The following is a 25,975-nucleotide window of genomic DNA, read 5'->3' as shown; positions in this document are numbered from 1 at the left end:
TCCTACAAGTTGCCCCGTGATCTGAGAACCGCCAAACAAGTTGCCCCATGCTTGTTGCCGGTAGCTCCACCGATGGTCGGTTCGGACCCCAAATACGTGCCGGCAACTTGCCTCCAATTGAGGCTGTTTCCCACAAGACGCCTCAGGCCCGAAAAAAGGCTCCCTAAAAACGCCACATTCTTGGTCGGCCGGGAGCCCCCCGCCACCACGCGGCAATTTGGCAACAAGCTGTTGCCCAACTGAGGCATCCGGCGTGTCCCCAGTTTCGACGCTCCTGAGACCATGGGTACGCTCAAGAACGCTTTGACAGCCCTCTGACCCATCGCAGGACTTCCTCGTGCGGGATCGTCCGCCCAGCGTCGACGTCAGCCAAGGCTTCGCGGGTCCGGCGATCCTTCTCTGCCTCCGTTAGCTCCGGAGGTAGCGCTGGCAGCTCATCATCGGGTTGCATTTGGACTCAGGCGGACCTGGTTCTCGTGAATATGGGCAGGACCTGCGAATTATCCAAGGCCTCCGGCAAAGGCTGCGACGCGTCGTGGACCATCAGATCAATGACGACATCCACCTCTGAGCATAAGGGCTGGATGGCCGTGGTCACCAGGCGGGCTGACCTCTCGGCAAAGGCCATGTCAGCCACCAGCCAGATCAATAGCCCTGACGGCTGGTTGGCATTCGGGGCTGGACGGGTTTCAAGGAGGTAGGCCGCCGAGACAAAGCTGGCGTGCTCAAGGCTTTGGGCGATCGTTGGAGCCAGCCAGGCGGGTGCACGTTGCGCCGGTCTTACGTCGAATTCGAACGGCACCGGTTTCTCTACCCTCGCCAGGAAGCCCGTATCCAACCATGTCGCGATCTCTTCCGGATACAGGACAATGCCGCCGTCGTTGGGATTGAGCATCAACGTCGCGCCACGCGAACCCTCCAACAGGTCGCGCCCCGGTACCCCCAGGATTTTGACGGCCGCGGAGCTGGCCACCTCCGCCTTGCCCAGCGAGGTAAAGAATGGGATGGCGTCAAAGCCGTCCGGGTGCCGGAACTGGACCAGCCTCGGGGTTGGAGCATCGTCCGAGACAGGCGCATGCACGTAGACCATGGCATCCATCAGCTGTTTGAAGAAGGCAAGCTCCTCATCTGAGTCGCCACGGGCTCGCTCGAGCGCAGCCTCCAGGTCTGCCTCCGCGGCAGACGGTCTTCTTCCCTGCGGCCTGGTTGCTCGCTTCATGATCAGATGCGATGCGGGCCAAGGGCAAAGCCGCGAAACCAGTCTGCCTCGAATTCACTCGTCAGATATGGGCGTACGAAGGCCGACTGGGTCAGCTCCCGCAGCCGCTCCTCATGCTGGGCAATGGCCTCGATGTCGCTGACCGTCGGATAGTGCCGAAGCAATCGGTACGCCTCTTCCCGCACCGATTTGGGCACGGCCTGGCTGGCGGCGAGTTCTCTCAGGAACGCGCCGGCCTGCAGCACGTTGCGGGTGCGTTCGGCGGGCATGGTCATGCGGGGTCATATCGTACTAAGGAATACTTAGCTTACAGGCTTCTGCGGATGCTGTGGATTAAGCGCTCAGGTCACTTGCTTTTGATTGAAATATGTAATATAATCAACTACTTACTTCGCATAACATTCCTTATGTTAGGCGCGGCCCGTTCCGGCCCGCTAAGTGATAACGCACGCCTCTTCGAACGCCGATGCTCGCAGCCTGCCCAACACCCATGGCACCCGCGAGGCCAATTCGGGGGGCGTCACTCCCCCCAGTGCTTCTACGTAACTGGCCGGTGTCAACGCCAAGCGCATCAATCGTGGTTCCAGATGGCCCAACAATGCCCGCAAACGTTCGGCTCGCTCATCGGTCGTCTTGCCGGAAATCACGTACTCACGTTGGATCAATTGCGCAACAGCATGCACCTGCACCAACGCATGATCACAAGCATCAATGATGCGTCCAGCAAGCGGTCCTTGCATCGTCGAGAATCCGCGGGCAGCGTGCTCATTGATGAGCTTTTGGATAGCTAGCTGAAGATCTTGCTCGCAACGTGCAAGTTGCGAGTCCAACTGAGAGGCTACGATCCTGTCTAACATGTCGGTATTCCTGGCATTCGAAGAATCTTGCGAGGTGTCCGTCGCAGATGCTGAGACCTGGCCGATCGATTGCTCACGTCTCAGAGACTCATGGGTTGGACCGTTTGCGATCTAGCCTCGTCCTCCACTCCGTTGGGGCGCACTGGCTGCAGATGTCGTATGCGTTGTGGCCATGATAGACATTGAAAAGCTTATCAAGCATAGCTCTCGTCTCTTCTTGATGGGACTCGATACCGAACACTGCGAAAGCCGATCCGAAATCCTTCAGAAAGAGCATCAGGCTCGGGAAATCGGGGATAAAAACTTCGTAGACGCTGCTACCGTCATGACTGACGCTGGCATAGAAGCGCTCGCCATCGGTCGAGTTGTGGATCTCAATAGAGGCGCCGTGTTCATGTCCGAACCGGTGCATGATCTGAGAGTATCCAATGCGCGCTATGTACGCTGAAAAGTCTTCGTTCTCATCCCAGTCGGGCGCAGTACTACCCTTAGTCCAGGTTCCCATCGAGTAAGTATGGCGAGACATTGATTCTCCGTTAGTTGCCTGGCTTAGGATGATTGCACTATGCAATCACACACAATAAGTTCTGTGCCTGCGAAGTGCTTCAGGGGGTTCGGAGGGAGCCTGCCAGTCGATGCATGGGCGCCTACTTGTGACGAAACAATAAATTGTACTGATAACGACGAGTCACTTTGGTGGTGATCCTTGCAGCGTCAGCATGCTGGGCATTGATCAAGACGATTCGCTCCTCGGGAACAATCACGGACGGCAGCTCGATAATTGCGCTCGATGCACCCACGTACCATCCTGACCCAGCCTCGATAGACGCCAAACCATGAGGAATGGCGTCCCATCCTCCACCCAGATCCGCTGGATCAACGATCGTGCGGCCTAGCCATAGGTCATCCGGGACGTCGATTTCGATCACATACTTATTCAGCGGAAGCCCGCCGTCGTCTATGTGTGCAGCCGTTTCCAGCACCGCCATCGCCAATGTCTGCGCAGCGTAGATCACTTTCTCGCCAGGCCGATTCCAGCGCCCCGGAGCCGCTGCAGCACCGGCTCCCGTCATGTCGTCCGGCTTCCATGTAGGGCCAGAGGAGCCGATCCGGAACAGCTTCATTGATAGGCGCCGCTTTGGATTGCCCCCAGCACACGCATGACGGAGGCGCGACCAGTGGGGGTGTCCATCACTTCGGCAGGCGCCAGTCCCCCCAAAGCCGGTTGAGGACGTTCGATCCACTCCCCTACCCATCTTTCGACATCGAAGTTCTTGGCATCAGGATTATCAGGATCGGCAGCAAGCATGTCCTCGACTTGATTTATCAAGTCGAGGATTCCGACAACAGATTGACCTTGCGTGCCCGAAAAGAGCAGCTTGTCTCTCATGCGTAGGGTAAAAGTGGCTTTGGGAATGCCTGCATAGCGCTGAAAGTTGTTGGTGCTAACCCCAATGACGGTGATCAGGTCGCTGACAACTTCCGAGGGGACGCCCTCTCGCTCTAGCTTGATTCGCTCGGCAAGCGTTGCTCGGCGCAAGTAGTTTCGGAAACCCGCCGCCTTTACCGGAATTTTTTTTTGCTTGATGGCTGAATCGACGGCACCTTGCTCTTTGAGCTTGCCAATGACTCCGCGGCTCACTTTACGAGTTGCAAGGGATGGCGACTTGCCCTGTGCATTGCTCATGGCATCTCCTTCTGGCTAAAATTAGCCGATCTTTGGAGCAATTGTATCACGAGCGTTCCAGTCAAGCCTTAATGCCCGCTCGGCTTGGAGGGGGCGATCCAGCCCGATACACGACGGGGTGTAGAGTGTGAAGAGGGGCAATGTTCTGCAAACGGATGGCGGGGGCTGACAGTGGCGCGACGCAAGGGGCATGGGGGCGGGATTGGGGCGTTACTGCTTGGTGCCCTAGTGGTCATTCTGCTGATCCCAAAAGAAGTCTGGATCGCGCTGTTCTGGTTCGCCGTAGTTGCCCTACTTGGCTGGGTCGGCTGGCGCCTCTACCGCCACTGGCGAATAGCCCAACAGGCCTTTGAGTTGCCCCCTCCACCAGAAGAAGGGGGAAAAACCCTAGCGGAAATCCTTGACCAGTCCCCGCCAAAGCGCGCAGCCTCACGGTCGAGTACCCACTTGCCCGTATCCCCTCAGCCTCGCGTTCCGGCCCCTCCCCCGCCCCCATCCGCTGTGGAGGCGGCGCCACCCCCGGTGAAGGAAGCGCCTATCCCCGGTGCCGCCGTGCCGCCTAGCCGGCCGGCGCCCGCGCTGGAGCCGGTCGCCGTCCGCACCACCTCCCCGCTACGCGCCGTTGCGGATCTGGCGAGCCCCCTTCGGCAACCCGCACCGCCACGCTGGATACCCTTCGGTGAGTCGGTGACCATCCGAGGTCAATCGATCTCCGGTGGCGGCTTCTATCTCGGTACGCCCCGCGGCTACCAAGACAGTCGGCTGCCCACCATCGATCCCACTCTGCCCTTCTCTGGCCTGGCCGATTGGCGCGGGGAAGGACTGGGATACTGGCCGCGGTATGCCGGACTGAGTGATCGTGAACGCGGCACGCTGCTCGCTTTTCTGAACTCCGAGCGTCGTGCCGCTACGGTCGGTATTGGCTACGTGTTTTTGTACTTCTATGGTCTGGAGCACCGATTGCTGCGTGGTCTAGCGGGTGGAGCTAATGCCCAAGCCGAGGGCCAGCAGATCCTGGAGGAAGTGCAGCGACTTCAGCAGCACTATGGCCACCACGGCTCGTTCCGCCGCTACAGCCAAGAACTGCTGGCGGTGGGTCGCTTCAAGCTGGGATTGGTTAACGCAAACATCGATGAGGGCGATGACTGGACGCTCGAGCAGCATGTGCGCGCAGCGCAGGCAGTGGTGCGTCATCAGCCACTGCCATCGGGACTTGCTTTCGCATGGGCCCAGGCGCTGACGGATGAGGCGCGCTCCACTACGTGGGATGTTGTGCGGCCAGAGATGAAAACACGCTTCGCCCAGCTTTATTCGCAGCGTTTCGGCGAGGGCTTGGTCATCAAGCCAGGGCGCTCCAGATTGGCATTGAACTACCGTTGGGCAGGTCCTGGCGAAGGCACTGAGACAATCCAGACCGAGCTGCCAGATATCACCCGCAGCCAAGCGCCGGTGCGACCCGTGATCACGCTGGTCCAACAGGCGATGGGCGAGTTGGAAGCGTTGCGACGAGTGCGACGCAGCAAGAACGGCACGCCCATGGCCGAGCTCGCGGCGATGCCCGAACCCTTGCGCGGCAACCAGGTCCCGCCGACGTTCCGCGCCTTGGTGTCGGACCTGGACGCGGCGTTGGCCCAGCAAGCCGTGGCCGTGATGGCGACCTCGCGCCTGACCCAGGGATGCGGGATGGGCTCACCCGAACGGCTGGGCAAGCGCGAGGCGACCTCGCTGATTCAAGCGTTGGAAGCCTTGGGGTTTGCGATCGAGCCTGATGTCCGCTTCCATGGCCCTTCGCCCACACCTGATGGCCACGTGATCGTGTTCCGATTGCCTAACCAGGCAGCGCGCACGCCCAGCGCTGCGTATGCGGCCGCCTTGTTGATGCTGCAGGCCGCGCTTGCCGTAGCCGGCCAAGGCAGTGAGATCAACCAGTCCGAGCTGGATGTAGCTGTCGCCGCGATCGAGCGGCAGTTTGCGTTGCCCGAGAGTGAGCGGCGACGCATCGAGGCACACCTAAGGTGGCTGCAGCTCAATCCGGTCACCTTGGCGCGTCTGGAGAACCGTGTGCGTCTTCTGCCAGCCAGCGAGCGCAAGGCTTTCGCAGGCGTGTTGCTGGAGATCGCCGCGGCTGATGGCCACGTCAGCCCGGCCGAAATACGGGTGATCGAGCGGTTCTACCGCGCTCTGGAACTGGATCCGGCCCGAGTACCGGCCGACCTCCACCACGCCAGTGTCGGCGGACGTCCCAAGACTGCCGCAGGCGGTGGACTCAACGCCGATGTGATTGCCCAGAAGCTTGCCGAAACCCGCCGAGTGCAATCGGTGCTAGCGCAGATCTTCGATGACGCCGAGACAGCCGCCACGGCCGAGATAAGCTCCCCTACTCCCTCAGTCACTCCAGCGAGTGTGTCCGCGACACCAGTAGCAGAAGCTCCAAGTGACTCAATACCTGGGCTGGATGCTGAGCATATGGCCTTGCTGGAGCGCGTACTGGGGGTGGCCGGCGACCAATGGTCTCGTGCCGACTTCGAAGCCGCCTGCGATGCATTGGGCTTGCTGCCCGATGGTGCGGTCGAAATGCTCAATGAAGCGGCGTTCTCCCTCGCCGGCGAACCGCTGCTGGAAGGAGAAGACCCGCTGTTCGTGAACGATTACGTGCGCGATCAGCTCGCGCAAACCCTGTCCGACCATAAGAAGCTACGCCCATGACAAGCGCTGTTCGAATTCCGCCTCGTGATCGCGATGCCGTGCTCCAAGCCCTGCGGGCCGGCGTGGTGCCGCGTCGTGGTCTGCAGTACATCCAGGTGGGTCGCGCCCGTGAAGTCGAGGCCCTGATCAAGGATATTGATCGCATCAATCAGGCCGGTAGCGCGATTCGCTTTGTGATCGGCGACTTTGGCGCGGGCAAGACCTTCTTCCTGAGCCTGGTGCGCGCGGTGGCGCTGGAGAAGGGTCTGGTCACGATGGCCGCCGACCTCAATCCGGATCGTCGCTTGTATGGCAGCGGTGGCCAGGCGCGCTCGTTGTACAGCGAGCTGACCCGCAACATCGCCACGCGGACCAAGCCCGAAGGCGGCGCGATGGCGAGCGTCGTGGAGCGGTTCATCACCACAGCCTTGCAACAGGCCAAGAGCACGGGCGAAGCGGTGGAGTCGATCATCCAGCAGCGGCTTCAGTCGCTGACCGAGTTGGTGGGTGGCTACGACTTCGCTCAAGTCATCGAGTGTTACTGGCGTGGCCACGACCAGGGCAACGAGCAACTCAAGGCCGATGCGGTGCGCTGGCTGCGCGGTGAGTTCACCACCAAGACCGATGCGCGCCAAGCGCTGGGGGTACGCACCATCATCGAAGATGACCAGGTCTATGATGGGATCAAGCTACTGGCGCGGTTCATCCGCTTGGCTGGATATGGCGGCCTATTGGTATGTCTGGACGAACTGGTGAACCTGTACAAGCTGCCGCACGCCACGGCACGCAATACCAACCACGAGCAGATCCTGCGCATCCTCAACGATACCTTGCAGGGCAGCAGCGAAGGCGTGGGCTTTGTGTTTGGTGGCACACCAGAAACGCTGATGGATGCCCGTCGCGGCTTGTACAGTTACCAGGCACTTCAATCGCGTCTATCCGAGAATGCGTTTGCCGCCCAGCAAGGGCTGCAGGATTTCGGCGGTCCGGTAATCCGGCTGGCCAACCTTACCCCGGAAGATCTGTACGTCCTGCTCACCAAGCTGCGACACCTGCATGCCAGCGGCGATGCAGCCCAGTACGCGCTGCCTGATGAGGCCCTGCCCGCCTTCCTGAGCCACTGCAATCAGCGTATCGGCGCGGCGTACTTCCAGACGCCGCGCAATACCGTCAGGGCCTTTCTCGATTTGCTCAGTGTCCTGGAGCAGCATGCGGACCTGGATTGGAACCATCTAATCGAAGAGCTGGATGTCAGTCAGGAGCTCAATACCGATCGCGACATCGAAGAGGACGGTACGGCTCCTGCTCCGGCTGCAGTGCATGCGGGAGCGGCCGATCCGGACGATGAGCTCTCATCGTTCCGGCTCTGAGATGGCCATCGACCCGTTCGAGCAGCTGCATCCAGGGATCCAACGCTGGGTATGGCAACAAGGATGGCCGGCCCTGCGCCAGATCCAGGCGCAGGCCATTCCGCTCGTGCTGGGGAGACAGAGTGATGTGGTGATCTCGGCGCCAACCGCCGGGGGCAAGACCGAAGCCGCTTTTCTTCCGATCATGAGTGATCTGGCGCAGTTCGAAGGCCCAGGACTGCGCTGTCTGTGCGTGTCGCCGCTGCGCGCCCTGATCAACGATCAGACCCGTCGCCTCACCTCGATGGCCGAGGCGGTGGATCTGCGTGTGCAGCCTTGGCATGGCGATGTGTCAGCTGGACGCGCGAGCTTCTGGAAGCGACCGGCCAATATCCTGATCACCACGCCGGAAAGCTTGGAGGCTCTGCTGATGCGTCGTGGCGCACAATTCGGCGGCTTGCTGGGCGAGCTCCGCTATCTGGTTGTCGACGAGTTGCACGCGTTCTTCGGCAGCGAACGCGGGGCCCAACTGCGCTCGCTGCTCCAGCGCGTGGAACGCCTAGTGCCCCATCCCCTGCCCCGTATTGCCTTGTCGGCCACCTTGGGAGAGCCAGAACGCGCCGGCAACTTCTTGCGCTCGCGGGGAGGATTTCCATGCCAGGTGCTGACTACGGCCTCCGACGGGGGTGAGCTGCGCTTGCAGGTGCGCGCCATCCAGCAGCGACGAGAGCATGACGGAGGCCCAATGCCCACCATGGAGGCCGCTGGGGATGCGGTAGAGAAGCTGCTGGCCCAGATCGCACGCCAGCCGATGGATGAGCGGGTGCAGCTGCCGGCCCCGCCTGAGACCTTTGAGGAACTGGAGGACAACGAGCAAGCACCAGCCGATCGCTACACGACCGCGCTGGACGAGATTGCGGACCACCTGTTCGAACGCCTGCGGGGCGAGAGCCATTTGGTGTTCGCCAATGCGCGTGCGCAGGTGGAGATCGTGGCCGACCAGCTGCGTGAGCGCGCTGAAGGTCGTGCGCTACCCAATGAGTTCTTTCCGCATCACGGCGCGTTATCACGCGAACTGCGTTTGAGTGTGGAGGAACGGTTGCGGGAAGGTACGCTGCCCACCACGGCCGTGTGCACGTCCACGCTGGAGATGGGCGTGGACCTGGGCGATGTCGTATCGGTGGCCCAGATCGGCCCGGCACCCTCGGTGGCGGCTCTGAAACAGCGCATTGGACGCTCCGGACGCCGCCCGGGTCAGCCGCAGATCCTGCGCCAGTATGTCGTCCTGCCAGCCCTGACCTCACGCAGTCATCCCGTGGACTGGCTGCGCCTGAGCCTGCTGCAAGCTATCGCGGCGATCGAGCTGATGCTGGCTGGGCGCTTCGAGCCTCCGATGCAGGAAGACCTCCATCTATCGACCCTGGTCCAACAGATCCTGTCATACATCGCGCAAAGCGGCGGCGGCTGTACGGCGGCCGAGCTGTACCGGGAACTGTGTCAGCGCGGCGCATTCTCCAACATCGATCAAGCCATGTTCGCCGAGGTGTTGAGATCGTTGGGGAGCGCGCAGCTCATTGAGCAGGTCAATGATGGCAGCCTGCTCCCGGGCGCGGTCGGTGAGCGGATCATGGAGCACTTCAGCTTCTACGCCACTTTCTTCACCCCCGAGGAGTACCAGCTGCTGTGCAATGGCAAGCGATTGGGCACGGTGCCGGTCATTGAGCCGCTCGTGCCGGGGCGTTTGATGCTGTTTGCCGGTCGGCGCTGGCGCATCCTGGAGGTTGATACCGAGGCTCGCGTTGTCCTGCTGGCGCCCTCCAAGGGGGGTAAACCTCCCAGCTTTGGTGGCGGTCCGCTGGGCGTACACCGTATCGTGCATCAACGCATGCGACAGCTCCTTGAGGAGTCCTCCATACCGGTCTATCTGGACCCGGTGGCTCAGCAGGGGTTGATGGATGCTCGCGAAGCCTACAACTTGTTTGGATTTGGCCAGAGTCCTCTGACCGCCTCTGGGGATGCCGTCCATCTTGCCCATTGGGCTGGACACCGGATTGGCCTGGCCATCGCATTGTGGTTGCAGTGGCTGGACGTAGAGGCTGTCAGCGCTGGGCCGTTCGTAGAATTGATTGGGCTTGCCGAAGAAGCTGTGCCTCAGCTGATCGAGTTGGCCCTGCAGCGGATACCGGCAGATGCGACGATCTTGGCGGCTCGCAAGGAAGGTTTGGAGCGGAACAAATTCGACCAATTTCTGCAGCCTGAGCTACTGGTTCGTGGCTATGCGGCTGCCGAACTGGACTTAGGGGGTGCGATCGCTGTGATGAAGCAGTGGCACGAGGCACTGACTAAATGATCGCCGTACTCCGGATGCACGTCTGGGGTCCGAAGGTTCCCTTGATGACACAAGCCGTCTTGGAGTCGTACAAGCTTCGGATTCTCGGATGTCTAGACATTCTCTGTATGTCAGTAGATATCAGTGCGTTCCTAGATCAGTGAGCACTCGGGCGCCCCTTTGACGCTATATCAGTTGCAGCCGCGGCAGTGTGACACGCGCTACCTACGCACCATCGCGCCCTGCCGCGGTGGCCGATTCCACCGCTGCGGAAGCCCCAGGTGAGCCATGGATTCTTCTCAGGTACTTGCTCGTGACAGGTGGGTTATAGGCGTGGTGGAGCGAACCTCGCTGATCAAACTGGTTCTATGGACGCATACCCTGCAGCATGATCCCAGCCGGTTGGATCTTTTGCTTCCGATGCAGGTTCACCTGGTCGCCCGCATTCGGCGTAATGAGGCTCGTCTGAGTCGGCTGAAAGCGTGTCGAGCTGATTTGGTCAGGGCGTTGAAGACGGGGCAGCCGGCCAAAGAGCACGCCAACGCGCTGCGTGGCGACCTGAATCAGGTCGAAGGCGCGATAGGCCAAGCGCAGAGGCGACTGCGGATGTGGCGCAACTTTGGAGATGCCATCGCTCATATCTATCAGAACAAGTACTCACTCAAACATCTTTGCTTGGATGCCGAAACCAATCACCTGAAGCCGTCAGCGGGTAGTCTGTCCGGGAAGACTGGATTCGCCAATGAATGGGCTTTGCTTAAGAAGGCACTGGAGCACGGCGTGCCCGCCGTCCTATGCGACCTGACGAATGTCTTGCGATTCGGCGATCTGTGCTTGTTGGCAGGGCAGGAGCCGTTCGTGATGGAGTGCAAGAGCAGCGCTCGTTTGAATAGTCGGGGTAAACGTCAGGCCATCCAGCAGAAGAAACTGATGGACTTCCTAGCCAACGATGGAGCAGTCGAGTATGCCGGGATGCCCAACGTTACCCGGCGAGCACTAGCGACGCAGGAAGTGACGTACAGCGCGCAACTTGATGCATGCATCACTGCCTTCGGCACGGATGCCTGTGCGCCGGTCAGCCCAGAACCTGGGCTGACCTACACCCTCCTGCATGCTGACATCACCCGACACGAGCTGCAGGCACTTGTTAACGAACCGCCATTAAGCACGCTCTCATGGCTTGTTGACGGTACCGACGAGCACTGGTGCCTGTTTTACCCATTCCTGCTGTCGCTGTCGCCGGCCAACGCCTTGACCTTCTTATCTGGAAGTTTGTTGCTGCTGGTCCAGATCAACCTGGACGTGCTTTGTGCTTGCTTCGCGACCCATGGGGTGACAGCGAAGCCACTTCTGGATGGGGAACACGCTTTGGAACTGACGCGAGTGGGCAAGCCTCCCAGTGAAGGCATCTTCTGGCTGTCTGAGCGTCTGCTTGCTCGCATCGTGTTCGAGCAACAGTCCTTGACCTGGTTTGCGGCCGAACATGCCCGTTGTCTGACCGAGCCGTTCTCGGCCCCGCCGGGTGGCTGGAGGGAGGCGGAACCGCCGGTTCTCATTCGCGCCAAGTTGGATCGCGCCTTGGCTGACGAACTGCCGCCAGCAGCAGTGGGATCATCTGGTCCCGAGATCGAACAGCAGGATTGATCAGTGATCTGGTGAGGACTTGCTCTGCAATTCTGAAAGGAATGAGCCCAATGATCGAGCCGGAACCTGGCGCCTCAGAAGGTCTTCGCCCTATCCGATCGGGCGCCGAACTAAGGGTATGTCGCATCAACTAGTGCATGGTGAGCTTATGCCAGTAAGGGGAAACGGGCGGCGGAGGAAAAACGATGCCCAAGTATGATTTCTTCCAGCATCGGGAACGCTCATTGTCTACATCTGTGTAATAGCCAACGATCTTTCCTGATTTATCGATCTCAAGAATCTGAACTAACGGTCCCGTGGCTTTGAAATAGCAGCCGTCGCGCTCGTCGAGTTTATGGCTGTTGTTGAACTCTGCCCATTCGGTCGCGTAGGCGGCGGAAACATCTGGGAGCTCAGCCCGCTGAGCGTCAGCGCGCTCATTGGCTTCGGCGAAGCTGCTAGCCCTCTGCGCGCAAAGCAGAACAGGGGCTGCGAGAAGCATGGCGAAAACTACGAGCCTGGTTCGATCAGACCTCATGCGGATACTCTGCTTGTAGGATGAGAGTCTAGCAAGGTGCAGGTTCATCTACTTGGATCTCCGGCGGCTCTTGTCCTTGATCATGAAAGCGAGTGAAGCAATCGCACAGCAATAGAACACGACCCCGCTGCCTACATAGACCCATCCTGAAATTGAATCCGGACGTCGAACCCAAACTTGAGTGATCTGATCAAGCATCGCGACCAGGGCGACAACGAACGCAACTGTTCCGATGGCGCCGGATGCTCTAACTGCCATGTGATAGCCAGTCTTCCCACGAAATCCGAGCCACAGAGCATAAAGATTTAGGGCAACGAAGAGAGGGGAAAGTAGTACTGGAATCAACTGAGGCGTCATGGCTTGCAACTCGGTGATGGGCACCAGTCGTATCCAAACCCGCCCCTTCCGAATAATGAGTCGTAAGTAGCTCCTCCAAAAACTGGGCCTGCGCCGTTCTCTGCGAAAACCCTGTCATGGAAGCCTCCAACATCGGTGACGCGATCCAACATCCTGGGGTTGTCGCGTGTGGCGCCCTTCAGCGCATTGGCATGCGCGCGGGCAAGCCCAACCCGAATGGCCTCCATTTTCTTCTCCATGTCCGCGCGCGCCGCTTCGCAAGTCTTCTCTTTCGTTCTCTCTAGAATCGAATTCGAGAGTCTCGTGTTTGTTATGTTTGACAGGAAGCCAATATTTGAGGCTACTTCAAATGCACGTGCCGCATACTTGTCGCCGCCGGCCGCCGCCGCCTGATAGTACAAACTCCAGTTTCCGGCATCAGCATATGCTTGCTCAGTGGGCGTAACCCAGCAGCCGCGCTGATCGCATGCCAACCCTGTGCTGTCCGTGAAGCTAACAGGATTTCCCCCCACGTACGCGTAAGTGTTCAGACCTCCCTCCAGGCCAATCGGATCGCTCTGCAGGTAGCGCCCAGTAGAGGAATCGTAGTAGCGAGCCATGTTGTACCAATGCCCGGTTTCCTGATCGTAATACTGACCAGGAAATCCCAGGTTATAGCCGCCGATCGTATCGATCGTTACGATCCGATTGAAAGCCACGTTGTTCGCTCGCCAGACGACCGCCTTTGAAGCATTCGTTATAGATTCGGCTCGCTGGAGGTGGTCATTGTGTATATAAAATTGAGACCCGGACTTCCTCATGGCGACAACCTCTCCGGCTAGACGGATGTAGTGTGTCCACCCGGCTCCACCCCAGTTGTACTCGACTTCCAACTGGCCACTGGGGCCATAAAGGTAGCCAGAAGAAGTGCCGGTGGCAGAGGACGATTTGTAGTTCCTCAACCCTTCGGGATTGGTTCGATAGGTGGTCACAGCTCCGTTGTCGTTTATGGATGACAGATGTCCCCATACGTCGTGGGAATACGTGATCGCTCCGATTGAGGTGACGTTCCCTCTAGGGTCGTAAGCATACGGGGTCGTCTTAACGAACTGGATGCGGTTGCTGTTTGGTTCTATCTGATAGTTGACAGGAGGGATCATTACCCCCGTCCCGCTCTGGCCAAAGACGGTTCTGTTCCCGTTGCCATCATAGGAGAAGCCCTGGTAGCCGGTCCCCGAGAATGTAGATTCCTTTGTCAGCCTTCCGACAGTGTCATACTCAAATACTCCAAGATTTCCGGAGTTGGTGTAGTTGGTGATCGATGAGATGCGATCACTTGCGTCATAGGCAAGTAGGAGGCTCTGAATAGTGTAGCCCCCATCCATGGTGGTCAATCCGGTCAGCCGGTCGTCACCTACAACATAGTTCTGATCGTAATAGAAGTTCCGAGAGAGTCCATTTCCATAAGTCCAGCTGTCATATCCCCCGTAGGGGCGGTACTTGATCTGGCTTAGAAGTTGAGGATTGCTCCCGCCAGTGCCACCAACAATCGTTGTCAGCTTTCCTGATGCGTACCCATAGCCGACGTTGTAGCCGCCCGGATAGGAGATTCCGGCCAAGCGGCCAACAGCATCGTAAGAGTAGTACTGGGTGAAGTCGATTGCGCTGGTACCTATGACCTCGGACTTACTCAGCACATTTCCGTAGCTGTTGTAGGCGTATCCGATTACCCCATGAGTGCTTGTGGATTGACACAGGCGCCCGACTCCCAATGGGCATGTGTCATACGTACGCGACATCGTGCTTCCATTTTCAGTTGCCGAAATCAAGCGCCCGAGAGCGTCATGAGAAAGCAAGGTTTGCCCTCCATCGGCCTCGGTAAGCTTGGTCGCGCGCCCCGCCGCGTCGTACTCCGTAAGCGTAACGCCGCTATCTGGGCTGACCCTCTTCCAAAGCTGATCAAATCCGTCAAATATGAAGGATGTCTGGTTCCCTCGGGGATCGGTTACCAGCGTAATCTGATCGGAAGCGTTGTAGGCAAAAACGGAAGATCCATTCGCAGGGTCGAGTACGGAAACGCGACGGTCTAGATCGTCATATGAGTAGCTCGTCTGATTGCTGCCGTTCTTCACAGAAAGAATATTGCCATTCAGGTCGTACGTGTAAGACGTCAATCTACCGTTCTCACCTTTCACTCTCAGGACGCGACCCAGTTCGTCATACTCAAGTGTGCTCTTTCTTATTAGGGTTGAAGCCCCACCTGCATTCAGTCCATGAACACTTACGGACGTCGGGAGAGAGAAGTTGTTGTAGGCATAGCTCGTTTGCTCTCTTGTGAAGCCACCTGAAAGCACCGCTGGCAAATCGCGATACGTTCTAACCAAGCGCCGCACAGTGTCGTATTCGTATTGGTTCGTCACGCCGTCGGGTGTGGTGAGCGAGGTAAGCAGATCTCCTGCACTGTAGACATAGCTAGTGTCTGCTGGCGTAGAACCATCGGGATACTGGCGTGAACGCGTAATCCGCCCACGTGCGTCATACGTCATGTCGGTTAGCGACCCGTTGGGATTTGCTATGCGGCCCGGTTGGCCCAGGCCATTGTGAAGACTGTACGTTTCGACATGTCCTAGCCCGTTGACTATCGATGCCAGGTCACCAAGTGCGTTGTAACTGTAAACAATAGAGTCCCCGCTTCCTGGCAGTGGGCCATCTTCCGTCTGAGAGGCGAGCATTCCGTTCGCGTGATAGGTGTACGAGTATGTCGTGGCTCGCGTTTGATTAAGATTTGTCGCAGGGGAAGGCGCGAGAAGATTGGAGACGACAACGGAGGATAGCCTGTTGTTAGTCGTGTACGAGTAGGTAGTCTTTCTTACACCTACGAGCGTGGTGCTGATCAAGCGGTTGTGAACAGGATCCCATTCGTTAAGCGTCGTCCTGGCGATGGATGAACCAAAAGCCTCTACTTGCTTAGTGAGTTGCCCCTTCGCATTGTGTTCCATGTATGTCGCATTTCCCTCAGCATCCAGAATGGTCTCGGGAAATCCGCTCGTGCTGTTGTAAGTTGTTTCAACGACAGATGAAGGGCAGTTTGTGCTTGGCTCCCCGCCCGTCTTCCAAAGCTTTCCGTACGAGTAGATGTGTTTTGTCGTCTTGCCTAGCGGATTGGTCGCCGTAGTGATAAAGATCGACATCGGCTGTGCCGAGAGATCTTGATAGGAGAAGTTCCAGGTATCTGAAGTTCCGTGCTTGGTCTGCGAGATAGCGCCGCCACCATAATAGGCGAATGTCGAGTACCGAACTCCGTTGTACGACTTTCCAGTTAGTGCTCCGGGGTCAGAGGCGAACTCGTAGTGATAAACGACGTTCGCTGTAGGCGTACCCGGTCTTGCAACTGACACAAGGCGGTGGATACCAGCGCCAAACTGATTGGCGTTGTACGCATAGCCGTAGTAGTTGCCGGCCGTATCCCTGACGGCGGTTAACTGGCCGCTGGTCCAAACGAACTCGACATATCGACCTGATGTGTGGGTGACGCGATAGGGAAATGTTCCGTTGGTGTAAGTGAACGTCCAGCCGATGCCTTGAGCATTGACCAAAGAGGTGATGTAGCCTGCAGAGGAGTAGGTTTCGACTTGGCCGCCCTCGCCGTACAGCACGAACTGTCCGTTGGGTTGCTGAATGATTCGCGATGTAGCCTGGGGGCCGGTGAATGTCCCGTCGCTTTGCTTGGAATGGCGAACTAGCCGGCCGTCCGGGCGCCAGGAAACGACGTAGGTTGCGGTGCCGATCGTGCACGTGCTGCCGCCTGGCCGAGGATGGCAAGTCGTGTACGCGGCCGTGCCGAATGTGAGCTTGTAGTCGAAATTGCTGATCCAGTGCTTCCCGAACAGTCCGACACCTTTCCAGTAGTGATTGTAGGTCCGCTGGAGGAACAGGCCAGCTTCCCCGCCTGACCTGAAGTCGAATTCATTCTCGATCTTGTTTCCATTTATCAGGACAACTGGATTGCCTGCTGTTTCGGGCGGCTTGTCTGAGCCCTCCGCTGTGTCGCATCCTGTGGACTCTTCTGGCATCGCCGATGAGATCATCCCCGCAGGCACTCCAGTCGGAGGGATGTACATGAAGTTGGATGCCTGGAAATTGCTTGCGCCCCACGTGACACTGTTATAGAGGTTGTTAGTGTTGAAGATATCGTAGAGATCGCGATATCCGATGACATTGATGCGATCTTCCGTTCTCGTGTTGTCGTTCGCTGCGTATATCGATAGCGGGGCGAGCAATAGTGAGGCTGCGAACATTAGTGCAGCGATGTGCCGACCGCGCTTGATGATTTTGTTGCTATCTCCGCATCCAACAAAGATCTTCATGTCCTTCTCCTTGACAATCTCGCGCGCGATGACATGTTGGTTGAAGTTTCGTCTTATTCCAGTGCGAAGTACGGATTCGAAGTCGATCCGACTTTTTGATCAGTGAGAGTGGCGCGTACGTTACGGCAGCGCTCGCCCAAGCAACGGAAACAGCCATTGCAAGCCACTCCCCATACCGCGACTGCACGCTAACAACCCCCCCATTCTTGGTCGACAGATACGCCCAATTGTGGGTGGTTGCAAGAGCCTCACGATCTCCCGTTTCGGTAAATGCATGTAGATGCGCGCAAGCCTCGGCGTTCTCGGCGAACCTCCATCAATCACTGGATTGGATAGTCATTTCCTAGGTCAATTTGCGGCGCTGCGGTAGGGAGTTTCGCGCGTCAGCCACAGGCGCTCATTTTTGCGATCAGGTGGGCTATACACCCTTTATGAACGCCTCGATGAGAATCGCTTGGCTCAGCCGGTGGGCACTTCAAGTAGGCCTCGAAATGCACTCTCTTGTTGAGCGCAATTGACCGTCCCCAGCGCCCGCGTCAACCCTCACCATTGGCGGCACTCTGATGTCCCCAGTTTCGACGGCCGCGTCGTGCTTCCCTAAGAATAACGCTAACGCAGAGAGAAAAAGAGGGCCGCGCAGCGCGCGGCCCTCTTCACACGAGAGCGCGTGGGATAAAGGACTTAGATCATATGAACGGCGAACATAGTCGTGTCGCGATGCTCGGGCCGTGACATGGACAACATGTCTGCTCCTCCGCCGGAACCAAAGCCGGCCATGGCCGAAATGAGCCCTTCGAGTTGTCGGATATCGGGGCTCGGGTCGCCATGTACGGCAGGAACGTCATGCGGCCATTGCTCGCCCCAGCCAGCGTCATTCGAGAAGTGCCCATCCCACGGCATTTCCCGGTGCTCCCAACGCTCCAGCAGCGGGACCAGACCGCCTCCCGTCGTTGCCGGCGGATCAACCAGCGTCGGCTGCCCGGAACCGCCGGTGATTGCCGGCTTGCGACCTGTCTCAGCTGCGCCAAGCGGTATTTCCTGAATCACGGCAACCCGTTGGATACCAACCTGGCTGTCCGTACGGGCAGGCAAGCTTTGCGTCGCACGGCCATGGCCTGATGTAAGGTCGGCACTGGAGGTATTTGACTCTTGTGCGATGAGGGCAGATGAATTGCCTGAGGAAACTGCAGCAAAGCCCTGCGGCAGCGACGTGAGCAGTCCTGGGATTTGGGATGCTGGGATGGCATACCCGCTACCCGGCTGCACGTAACTGATGGCTTGGCCACCGCCAAGGAAGTGCCCCAGCACCCGAACCTGTGACGCTGCGCTGGCATCGACCCGGATCAGCAAATCATCGCCGTCTTGGTGGAAGGAAAGTCGTTCGCGCGCGATACCGTTGAAGAACACCCAATCAGTGCCGCCGCCTACGTTGTCGATCGTGTCGCTCCCCGAGCCAGCGGAGTAGTAGTAATCATCATCGCCGGCTCCGCCAATCAGCATGTCAGCGCCATCCTCACCAACCAGCGTGTCATTGCCATTGCCGCCGATCAGGATGTCATTACCCGAGCCATTGAACGAACCATTACCTCCGGAGATGTAATCATCCCCATCACCGCCTTCGAACTTGTCGTCACCGCCGAAGCCAAAGAGGGTGTCATTGCCGCCCAGCCCACGAATCAGATCGCGACCTGAGGTCCCAAGCAACTGCTCGCCTGACCCTGTGCCGGTGACCACATTGGAGTAGTCATTGTCGTTGCCTTCATTGCCGCCCCCGCCCGGGTTGCCACCGTCATCTTCAGCCAAGGCATTGATTGCGGCGGTGTTGAGCGAGCTGCCCGAAGCCGGCTGGACGAAGTCGATGGCATAGTCGCCGCCCAGGAAGTGATTGGTAACCCGAACCGTGGCACTGGCATTGCCATCGACGGTGATCAGCAGGTCATCCCCGTCGCGGGTGAAAGCCAGATCGTCGGCCAGAATGCCGTTGTTGAAGAAGACGCCATCGTATCCACCACCAGTATTGTCGATGGTGTCTTGGCCTCCGCCGTAGACATAACTATCGTTGCCGGCACCACCAATCAGGGCGTTGGCCCCATCTTGGCCCGCCAGGGTGTCCGCCCCTGCCCCGCCCTCGAGGCGATCATTGCCGGAGCCGCTGCCACTGCCATTACCGCCAGCTAGGTAGTCGTCGCCGTCGCCGCCCTGCAGAGTGTCGTTTCCGCCCATGCCGAATAGCTGATCGTTGCCCGCCAAGCCCTTGATGAGGTCCTTGCCGGTGCCACCCACCAGCTGCTCGCCCGAAGCCGTACCCTCGATCACCTGGTCGTACTCGCCACCGGTGCCACCTCCTGCCACGATCTGGTTGATCTCCGTGGTGGTCAGGTAGAAGCCGCCATCGGGCTGTACGTAGTCGATGGCGGCATCGCCCCCCAGGAAGTGGTTCAGCACGCGCACTGATGGGGCGGTGGCCGCATCGATGAAGATCAGCAGGTCGTCACCATCGCGTGAGAAGGACAGGCGTTCCCTGGCCACTCCACCGGTAAAGAATACGCCATCGAAGCCGCCATCGCTGTTATCGATGACGTCGCTTCCCGAGCTTTCATCAAAGACATACTTGTCATCGCCGGTTCCACCGATCAGCGTATCGTCGCCGCCACCAGCCACGAGCGTGTCGCTGCCAGCACCGCCGTCGATCACATTGGCATCGCTATTGCCCGCAATGTAGTTGTCCAGTGCGTTGCCTGTGCCATCGATGGCACCGCCTTCCATCAGGAACAGGTTCTCGATGTTGGCTGACAGTGCATATGAAGCGGTCGTCTGTACCTGATCGGTGCCCGCGCCTGCGGCCTCGACCACCACATCGGCACTGTCATCGATGATGTAGACATCGTTGCCCGAACCGCCCTCGAGGAGATCCACGCCCGCACCGCCATCCAGATAGTCGTTCCCAATGCCGCCCAAGAGCGTGTCGGTCCCATCGCCACCAAAGAGCGCGTCATTACCGTCCAGTCCATGCAGGAAGTCATCACCATCCCAGCCACCCAGGGTGTTGTCCTCGGCATTGCCGGTAATGGTGTTATCCAGCCCGTTGCCGTTGCCGGTTGTGATGCCGGCACCAAGGATCAGGTTCTCAACATTGCTTTCTAGAACCAAGTTGGTCTCGAACACGCGCTCTACGGTATCAACACCCTCACCAGCGTACTCGTGGACACTATCATCCGCCGATACAGCGACGTAATAGTCGTCGCCTGCGCCACCAGAGAGGGTATCCGCACCATCTCCGCCTTCAATGAGGTTGCTACCCTCGTTACCTTGGATGACGTTGTCGCCGTCATTGCCCGTGGCATTGAGGTCGGCGCTTCCCAGCAGGGTCAGATTATCCAGCGTCGAGCTGAGCGTGTAGCTGATGCTCGACTCGACTGTGTCGATCCCTTCGTCGGCGTTCTCGACGATCACATCGCTCGCCGAATCAATGACGTAGGTATCGTTGCCCAGGCCGCCAATCAAGCTATCGGCACCGGCTCCACCGTCGAGGCGGTTATCGTTGCTATTGCCCGTCAGTACATTGGCCAACGAGTTGCCAAAACCCTCGTAGGAACCAGTGCCCTCGGTCAACGTCAGGTGCTCAACGTTCATCGATAGCGTGTAGCTATAGGCCGTCGATTCGACCGTATCTGCACCCTCTCCATCGTGCTCAACGATGATGTCACTAGCATCATTAACCCGATACAGATCATCACCCAGGCCGCCAACCGCTTGGTCGATCCCCTCGCCTCCATCTAGCGTATCCAACCCGGCCCCACCGTACAGCATGTCGTACCCGTCGCCGCCCTCAAGCTGGTCGTCACCGAGCCCACCGTCCAGAATGTCGTCCCCAGCAGCACCTGCCAGCACATCATTCCCCGCGAGGCCAGTCAATCGATTGTTCCCCCCGTTACCGGCAACTTCGTTGTCCGTATCATTACCCGTAGCATTTATGTGGCCGCTTCCAGTGAGGACCAACCTCTCGATGTTTTGATTGAGGGTGTAGCTGATGCTGCTACTCACGACGTCATTTCCGTCGTTCTCGAGCTCCGTGACAGTATCCCCAGCGTCGTCGATGACGTAGGTGTCGTCTCCGACACCACCGGAGAGCTGGTCAGCGCCCGAACCGCCATTGAGAACGTCATCTCCGTCCCCGCCGAGCAGCACATCTGACCCATCCTGCCCGTACAGAGTGTCGTTGCCAGCGCCTCCCTGCAGATTGTCGATCCCCCCGCTTCCGAAGATTGTGTCGTTTCCAGCGAGGCCACTGATTGAGTTCTCCAGAGAGTTTCCATGAAGGACATCGTCAAGCGCAGTGCCGGCCATCGATGCGGCATCCAACTCCGTCGGGCTTAAGCTCCAGGTCTGGCCACCTCCCATATCGAAGCGAAGTCCGAACCTAGCCAGCTGAGTGGCTGGGTCGAAGAAGTTCTCAAGGTGGATACGATCATCAACGGAGTTGAGGAAGTAAACAGCCAGGGAAGTCCCCTCGCGCCGGAAGACAAGCTCGTTCAGAGGTAGTCCGGCGAGGAAAATGGTCGTTAGACCATTGCTATCATTGATGACGTCGTGGCCACCCCCGGCTGCGAAGTAGTAGTTGTCGTCGCCCTCTCCGCCTTCGAGTCGATCATTGCCAAGCCCACCTGAAAGGAGATCGGTGCCGGCTTCGCCGTAGAGGATGTCATCGCCAAGCCCACCCTCCAGTACATCGTCTCCTACGTTGCCATTGAGCTGATCATTTCCATCGCCTCCATTGAGCGAATCTCGCCCAGCTCCACCTTCGAGATGGTCACTACCGAGGCCGCCAAGAAGAATGTCGTCACCACTACCGCCGGAGAGTGTGTCGTTTCCTTCCCCTCCGTCGACGTGGTCGTTTCCATCGCCGCCCTGCATAACGTCAATGCCCTGACCGCCGAGAATCTGATCATTACCTGATCCACCCTCAAGGGAGTCGTGCCCGTCGCCACCGTCCAGAATGTCGTCACCTCCATTCCCGAACAAACGATCGTCTCCAGCAAGACCCACGAGACTATCGTTCGTGTCATATCCATACACGGTGTCAGAACCAGAGCTCGCTTCAAGTACCCGACCCTTGATCTCCTCAATGCCCCAAATCGTCCCGTCATCGAACACGATCTGGTCAATGGCTACACCACTGTTCCCGTGACCACTGAAGTATCCGACCACTCGAATGCTATCGCTCGGCGAGGTCTGGATGATGAGGTCACCCTCTGCTCGCCTGACAGTTACCGACGCCGGACCGATACCTGCACCGAGCGCAATCCGGTCAACCTTGACGCCGGCGGCCTCTGCGGCATTGCTGATAGTGTCGTTTCCGTGACCTACCTCGAAGACATAGGTGTCACTGCCGCGGCCACCAACCAGGGAGTCGTCCCCGACACCTCCCACAAGGACATCGTTTCCGTTATCACCCATCAGATTGTCGTTGCCTTCCCCGCCAGAAATGTGATCATTCCCGGCTAGGCCGTGGATACTGTCGTGCCCGGAAAGCGAGTCGATTGTGTCGCTTGCAGATGTACCGAATACGAGGTCATCGCCTGTGGATACAGATGAGGCTGTGAGAATCGCAAGGATCTGCTGTTGGGTCATGCTGCTGCCGTCGGCGAAGCGGATCAGCTCAACTGCGCCGAAATCTACGGTGCCATCAAAGTCAAAAAAGTTATCTATCCTGACGGACCCAGCGTCACTTCCATCTGAGTTTCTTACATGCATCCAGACCGTGGTGACGTTTCTGGTAAAGATCAGATCCGAAGCAGAAATTCCCTCGCTAAGCACGATCTGATCCAGCCCTCCGCTATCTAGGATGGTGTCGTTCCCGTGACCCCTCGAGAAATGATAGCTGTCCCCGTTGTGGCCGCCGTAGAGCCGATCATCACCTGCTAGGCCATAGAAGATACCGCTGCCGAAAAGCGCATCGTTACTCAGCGTGCCGATCTGACTGTTCAGATCGAAGAATGGCGCCAGTTGAGGGTTGGTTGCGGCGATGGCCTGGAATGCGGCGTCGCGCTGGGCACGATAGCCCGATGAGTAAACACCAAGATCTGTCAGAACGGTCACCAGAGCGCGGATTCGGGTTTCCTGGCCCGACGCCAAGAGGGCGGTCAGCTTTCCCTGCAGTGCATCCCAGTCAACAGAGACCCCATTGGCATCGGATCCGAAGGCGGATTGGATGATATCCAGCTCTTCCGAAAACTCGGTTTGTGCTAGAAGTTGTGCCGCCGTGAAGCGCTTGAACTCCAAGTACTCACTTATGAGCAGTGGCGCCGCCTGGCCATGAGGATTTGGATCGTACTCGCCCCAGCACCATATCCCCATATAGCCATGCCCAACAAGATTCTCGAGCGTGACCAGCTGGCGCGCATCCATGACGTGACCATACACACGGCTTGGATCCCGGCTGTATGGATCCACGTCCGCTGCACCAGCCCAGCGATAGATCAAGCTATCCAGTAGCTGATTCTTCGCGTTGGGGTCCGTCTCAGATAGGTACTGGAGGAGGATCTCCTTTAGCTGTGGGTCCAACGCCATGGCTTGCCGAAGGTCTTGAACCCTGCCGAAGCCTCTTGCGTTGGGTAGCATCAGCAGATCGGCCGAAAGCTCGATCTCACCGCTGTTGGTTCGTTCCCCCGCGTCCACTCGGAACCAAACATCTGAAGCGGTTGACGCTGTCCCGTCGCTCAACACCACAGCGCCGATCTGTCGGTGTTCATGACCATGCGCATCAACCTGTGTCGATACGTTGTAGCTCGTAGCGATGGATACCACACCCGCCTCCGACAGGCTCTGAAGCTCGCCGACATCACTGACGCCGTTCCCGTTCAGATCTCTCCATACCCTCAGCTGCGCATAGGAGCCATCCTGCGAGTTGATGACCCCATCGCCGTTGTCATCGTACTCAGCCAGCGCCTGAAAGCCGTTACTGGCGAGTTCCCCGCTTTCGAGGACACTATGGCTGCCAAACAGCTCCCCGCCGTTGTTGATGCGCCCGTCGCCATTTCTGTCGTGTGCGAGAACTCCGTCATCGGGGGACACCCAGCCTGACTGCTCCCGCAGACCATCACCATCGTGGTCAAAGTTAACCGCGCCAAGCTCGAGTGTCTCGACGCCGTCGCCATCAAGATCAATCACGATCGGTGACGTTCTTGTTGAAGCCTCATCGGTACTGGGACGCTCGTCGTCTGTCTCCTCCTCGTCCTCAGGGTCCTTCAGTACGATCTGGAGGCTGTTGTTCTCCTTGTCGAAGTTCTGGATGGTCAGCATGCCGTTGATGATCAACGTCGTACCATTGAGAACATAGATATCTCCGTTCCCATAGTAGACATTATCTGGCCCGTCCTCAGGGCGAGTTCCGCCCGTCAGTTGCTTGTTGCCGTAAAAGACAGACCCCTTGCCATCCGAGTCGTAGATGGTGTCGTAGTCGTCAACCTTGTACGTGTCTACTCCATCGCCACCCTGCAGAAGGTCAACACCCTCGCCGCCATCCAGATAGTCTCTTCCTCCGGAACCGTAGAGAGTGTCATCATTATCGCCGCCGTACAGTCGGTTCTCGCTTGTGTCCGAATCTTCGGTACTCGATCCAGAGTACAGGATGTCGTTTCCGTCACCGCCATGGATCTCGTCACTACCCGATCCTCCGCGGAGAGTATCTGATCCGTCCCAGCCGAAGATGAAATCGTCGCCACCGCCCGCCGAGGCCGTGTCATTTCCAGTGCCGCCGAGGATCAGATCATCCATGTCCTGCTGCGCTTCGAACTGGAGGCCTCCCTGACCCGATTGCACAACAAAGCTACTGAACCTAGATACGTCAGTTGATACTTCTCCCTCCTCTGCGAGCCATTCCGTAACGTTGTTACGGAGGCGGTCTTGTCCTTTTCGATCAGATGTCGATGAGATATTCGCAAGATCAAACTGAGTGCCCGCGTGCACTCTTTCAATGAATCCTTCATAGCTGCCGCCAGTCTGGAAGTAATGGTACTCAGCCAGCGCGGCCAGGATGCCCCGATTCAATGTCTCCTCGAATGCTGCCCCTACGTCTCCTATGTCTTGGAGATCTTGACCAAGAACATCCAGTGCACCTTCACCACCTGCTGCGTTGGCAAGGTGTCGATTGTGGATCCTGGCCATGAAGTCAGGCCGTTCGAGTCGACTGTCAGAGCCGTAGAGCCCCTCATCAGAGAACACCTGGAACGATCTTGTCTGCTCCACGACGCCGGTATTGAACAAGCTGGATCTCATCACAGCGCTCAGCAGATCCATGGAATGCAATCCAATCATCGTACTGATGGGATTGGCTTCAGTCAGTGGAGGCTTGCCTACGACGTATGTGTGATGGGAGCCTTGCACGGTGGGGAGAGCTGCTCGCAGAAGTTCCAGCACTTCTCCAGCCACGCTGTACCCGACGACTTGGGGCTCCCGCTGAGGGAACAGCGCTCCGCCGCTGGACGTGTAAGCATCGAGCGCTGCATTCCTGTACCCACTCGGGTGTGGCCATCCATCTATGAGGGCGAGGAACTCTTCGCTTCTAGCAGTGAGTTCAAATGGAGCTGGATCGAAGACAGTTGCGGCAACGTCGAACATCACCGCCATTACCGAAGCCAACCCTCCGCCCAGAGAATGACCCGTGAACGTGAACGTCGCACCTGGATTCTGCGACATGACATTGAGCACGTAGCTGATCGCGGTGAGGACTTGGGGTGCAGTAATGCCAACCCCCGCTGGAACGTTCGTTGTCCAGTCTATTGGCGATTGATTCGTCCCAGCGAAGGAGATGACGATCTCGCCGCCTCGAACATAGGAGCTTGCCGAGAAGCCCCACTCGTCGTCTTCTTGTCTAGCAAACTGTGACCACCCGCCCGTAAGAGGGGTCTTGTTGGAGTCGGGCCGTGCATACACATGCGTAGCCAGTTGCGCCAGTTCCAGGTTCGTAGCCATCACCTAATCTCC

Annotated in this window: 13 protein-coding genes; 4 read left to right on the top strand and 9 right to left on the bottom strand. The window is 58.3% G+C overall.

The annotated features are described in order from the left end of the window. Positions 1-457 precede the first annotated feature (457 nt). From ACSQ1W_RS08230 to ACSQ1W_RS08205, 6 genes are all read right to left on the bottom strand, one after another. Entirely contained in the window at positions 458-1,219 is a 762-nt protein-coding gene (locus ACSQ1W_RS08230; protein WP_436042775.1) for an SseB family protein, read from the bottom strand. A gap of 2 nt (positions 1,220-1,221) precedes the next feature. Continuing rightward, complete coding sequence (locus ACSQ1W_RS08225) at positions 1,222-1,494, bottom strand: BPSL0761 family protein (protein ID WP_436042773.1); 273 nt, start codon at positions 1,492-1,494, stop codon at positions 1,222-1,224. Between the two features lie 159 nt (positions 1,495-1,653). Beyond that, a complete protein-coding gene (locus ACSQ1W_RS08220) occupies positions 1,654-2,076 on the bottom strand; it encodes a hypothetical protein (protein ID WP_327482804.1) in 423 nt (140 codons plus the stop codon). A gap of 88 nt (positions 2,077-2,164) precedes the next feature. Beyond that, entirely contained in the window at positions 2,165-2,602 is a 438-nt protein-coding gene (locus ACSQ1W_RS08215) for a hypothetical protein (RefSeq protein WP_327482803.1), read from the bottom strand. Positions 2,603-2,723: 121 nt separating this feature from the next. Further along, the gene (locus tag ACSQ1W_RS08210; protein ID WP_056878718.1) at positions 2,724-3,200 is read right to left on the bottom strand and encodes an RES family NAD+ phosphorylase; all 477 of its coding nucleotides are present in this window, start codon (positions 3,198-3,200) and stop codon (positions 2,724-2,726) included. Beyond that, positions 3,197-3,763 (bottom strand): antitoxin Xre/MbcA/ParS toxin-binding domain-containing protein, encoded by a 567-nt coding sequence (locus tag ACSQ1W_RS08205; RefSeq protein ID WP_081420128.1) that lies wholly within the window; start codon positions 3,761-3,763, stop codon positions 3,197-3,199. The genes ACSQ1W_RS08210 and ACSQ1W_RS08205 overlap by 4 nt, the downstream gene beginning before the upstream one ends. Before the next feature lie 171 nt (positions 3,764-3,934). Between ACSQ1W_RS08205 and ACSQ1W_RS08200 the strand changes: the two genes are divergently transcribed. The 4 genes from ACSQ1W_RS08200 to ACSQ1W_RS08185 all read left to right on the top strand — a co-directional run bounded on the left by ACSQ1W_RS08200 (position 3,935) and on the right by ACSQ1W_RS08185 (position 11,770). Next, positions 3,935-6,469, top strand: coding sequence for a TerB N-terminal domain-containing protein (locus ACSQ1W_RS08200; protein WP_436042770.1), 2,535 nt, complete (start codon positions 3,935-3,937; stop codon positions 6,467-6,469). Continuing rightward, complete coding sequence (locus ACSQ1W_RS08195) at positions 6,466-7,818, top strand: ATP-binding protein (protein ID WP_436042769.1); 1,353 nt, start codon at positions 6,466-6,468, stop codon at positions 7,816-7,818. The genes ACSQ1W_RS08200 and ACSQ1W_RS08195 overlap by 4 nt, the downstream gene beginning before the upstream one ends. A gap of 1 nt (position 7,819) precedes the next feature. Continuing rightward, the gene (locus ACSQ1W_RS08190; protein ID WP_436042767.1) at positions 7,820-10,147 is read left to right on the top strand and encodes a DEAD/DEAH box helicase; all 2,328 of its coding nucleotides are present in this window, start codon (positions 7,820-7,822) and stop codon (positions 10,145-10,147) included. Between the two features lie 267 nt (positions 10,148-10,414). After that, a complete protein-coding gene (locus tag ACSQ1W_RS08185) occupies positions 10,415-11,770 on the top strand; it encodes a hypothetical protein (protein ID WP_436042765.1) in 1,356 nt (451 codons plus the stop codon). A gap of 130 nt (positions 11,771-11,900) precedes the next feature. Here ACSQ1W_RS08185 and ACSQ1W_RS08180 read toward each other — a convergent pair whose 3' ends face one another. The 3 genes from ACSQ1W_RS08180 to ACSQ1W_RS08170 all read right to left on the bottom strand — a co-directional run bounded on the left by ACSQ1W_RS08180 (position 11,901) and on the right by ACSQ1W_RS08170 (position 25,963). After that, a complete protein-coding gene (locus tag ACSQ1W_RS08180) occupies positions 11,901-12,335 on the bottom strand; it encodes a hypothetical protein (protein ID WP_436042763.1) in 435 nt (144 codons plus the stop codon). 305 nt (positions 12,336-12,640) lie between these two features. After that, on the bottom strand, positions 12,641-16,990 hold the full coding sequence (locus ACSQ1W_RS08175) for an RHS repeat-associated core domain-containing protein (protein ID WP_436042762.1): 4,350 nt from the start codon (positions 16,988-16,990) through the stop codon (positions 12,641-12,643). A 681-nt stretch (positions 16,991-17,671) separates the two neighbouring features. Next, the gene (locus ACSQ1W_RS08170; protein WP_436042760.1) at positions 17,672-25,963 is read right to left on the bottom strand and encodes a calcium-binding protein; all 8,292 of its coding nucleotides are present in this window, start codon (positions 25,961-25,963) and stop codon (positions 17,672-17,674) included. Between the last annotated feature and the right edge of the window lie 12 nt (positions 25,964-25,975).

It is taken from the genome of Pseudoxanthomonas sp. LjRoot143 (genome assembly GCF_964252945.1).
Taxonomy (GTDB): domain Bacteria; phylum Pseudomonadota; class Gammaproteobacteria; order Xanthomonadales; family Xanthomonadaceae; genus Pseudoxanthomonas_A.
The sequence above is the reverse complement of the archived record's forward strand: the minus strand, read 5'-3'. Positions and strand labels throughout refer to the sequence as shown.

Coding starts and splice junctions, on each gene's coding strand:
- ACSQ1W_RS08230 (WP_436042775.1), bottom strand. CDS start 1,219: ATGAAGCGAGCAACCAGGCCGCAGGGAAGAAGACCGTCTGCCGCGGAG.
- ACSQ1W_RS08225 (WP_436042773.1), bottom strand. CDS start 1,494: ATGACCATGCCCGCCGAACGCACCCGCAACGTGCTGCAGGCCGGCGCG.
- ACSQ1W_RS08220 (WP_327482804.1), bottom strand. CDS start 2,076: ATGTTAGACAGGATCGTAGCCTCTCAGTTGGACTCGCAACTTGCACGT.
- ACSQ1W_RS08215 (WP_327482803.1), bottom strand. CDS start 2,602: ATGTCTCGCCATACTTACTCGATGGGAACCTGGACTAAGGGTAGTACT.
- ACSQ1W_RS08210 (WP_056878718.1), bottom strand. CDS start 3,200: ATGAAGCTGTTCCGGATCGGCTCCTCTGGCCCTACATGGAAGCCGGAC.
- ACSQ1W_RS08205 (WP_081420128.1), bottom strand. CDS start 3,763: ATGAGCAATGCACAGGGCAAGTCGCCATCCCTTGCAACTCGTAAAGTG.
- ACSQ1W_RS08195 (WP_436042769.1), top strand. CDS start 6,466: ATGACAAGCGCTGTTCGAATTCCGCCTCGTGATCGCGATGCCGTGCTC.
- ACSQ1W_RS08190 (WP_436042767.1), top strand. CDS start 7,820: ATGGCCATCGACCCGTTCGAGCAGCTGCATCCAGGGATCCAACGCTGG.
- ACSQ1W_RS08185 (WP_436042765.1), top strand. CDS start 10,415: ATGGATTCTTCTCAGGTACTTGCTCGTGACAGGTGGGTTATAGGCGTG.
- ACSQ1W_RS08180 (WP_436042763.1), bottom strand. CDS start 12,335: ATGAACCTGCACCTTGCTAGACTCTCATCCTACAAGCAGAGTATCCGC.
- ACSQ1W_RS08175 (WP_436042762.1), bottom strand. CDS start 16,990: ATGAAGATCTTTGTTGGATGCGGAGATAGCAACAAAATCATCAAGCGC.
- ACSQ1W_RS08170 (WP_436042760.1), bottom strand. CDS start 25,963: ATGGCTACGAACCTGGAACTGGCGCAACTGGCTACGCATGTGTATGCA.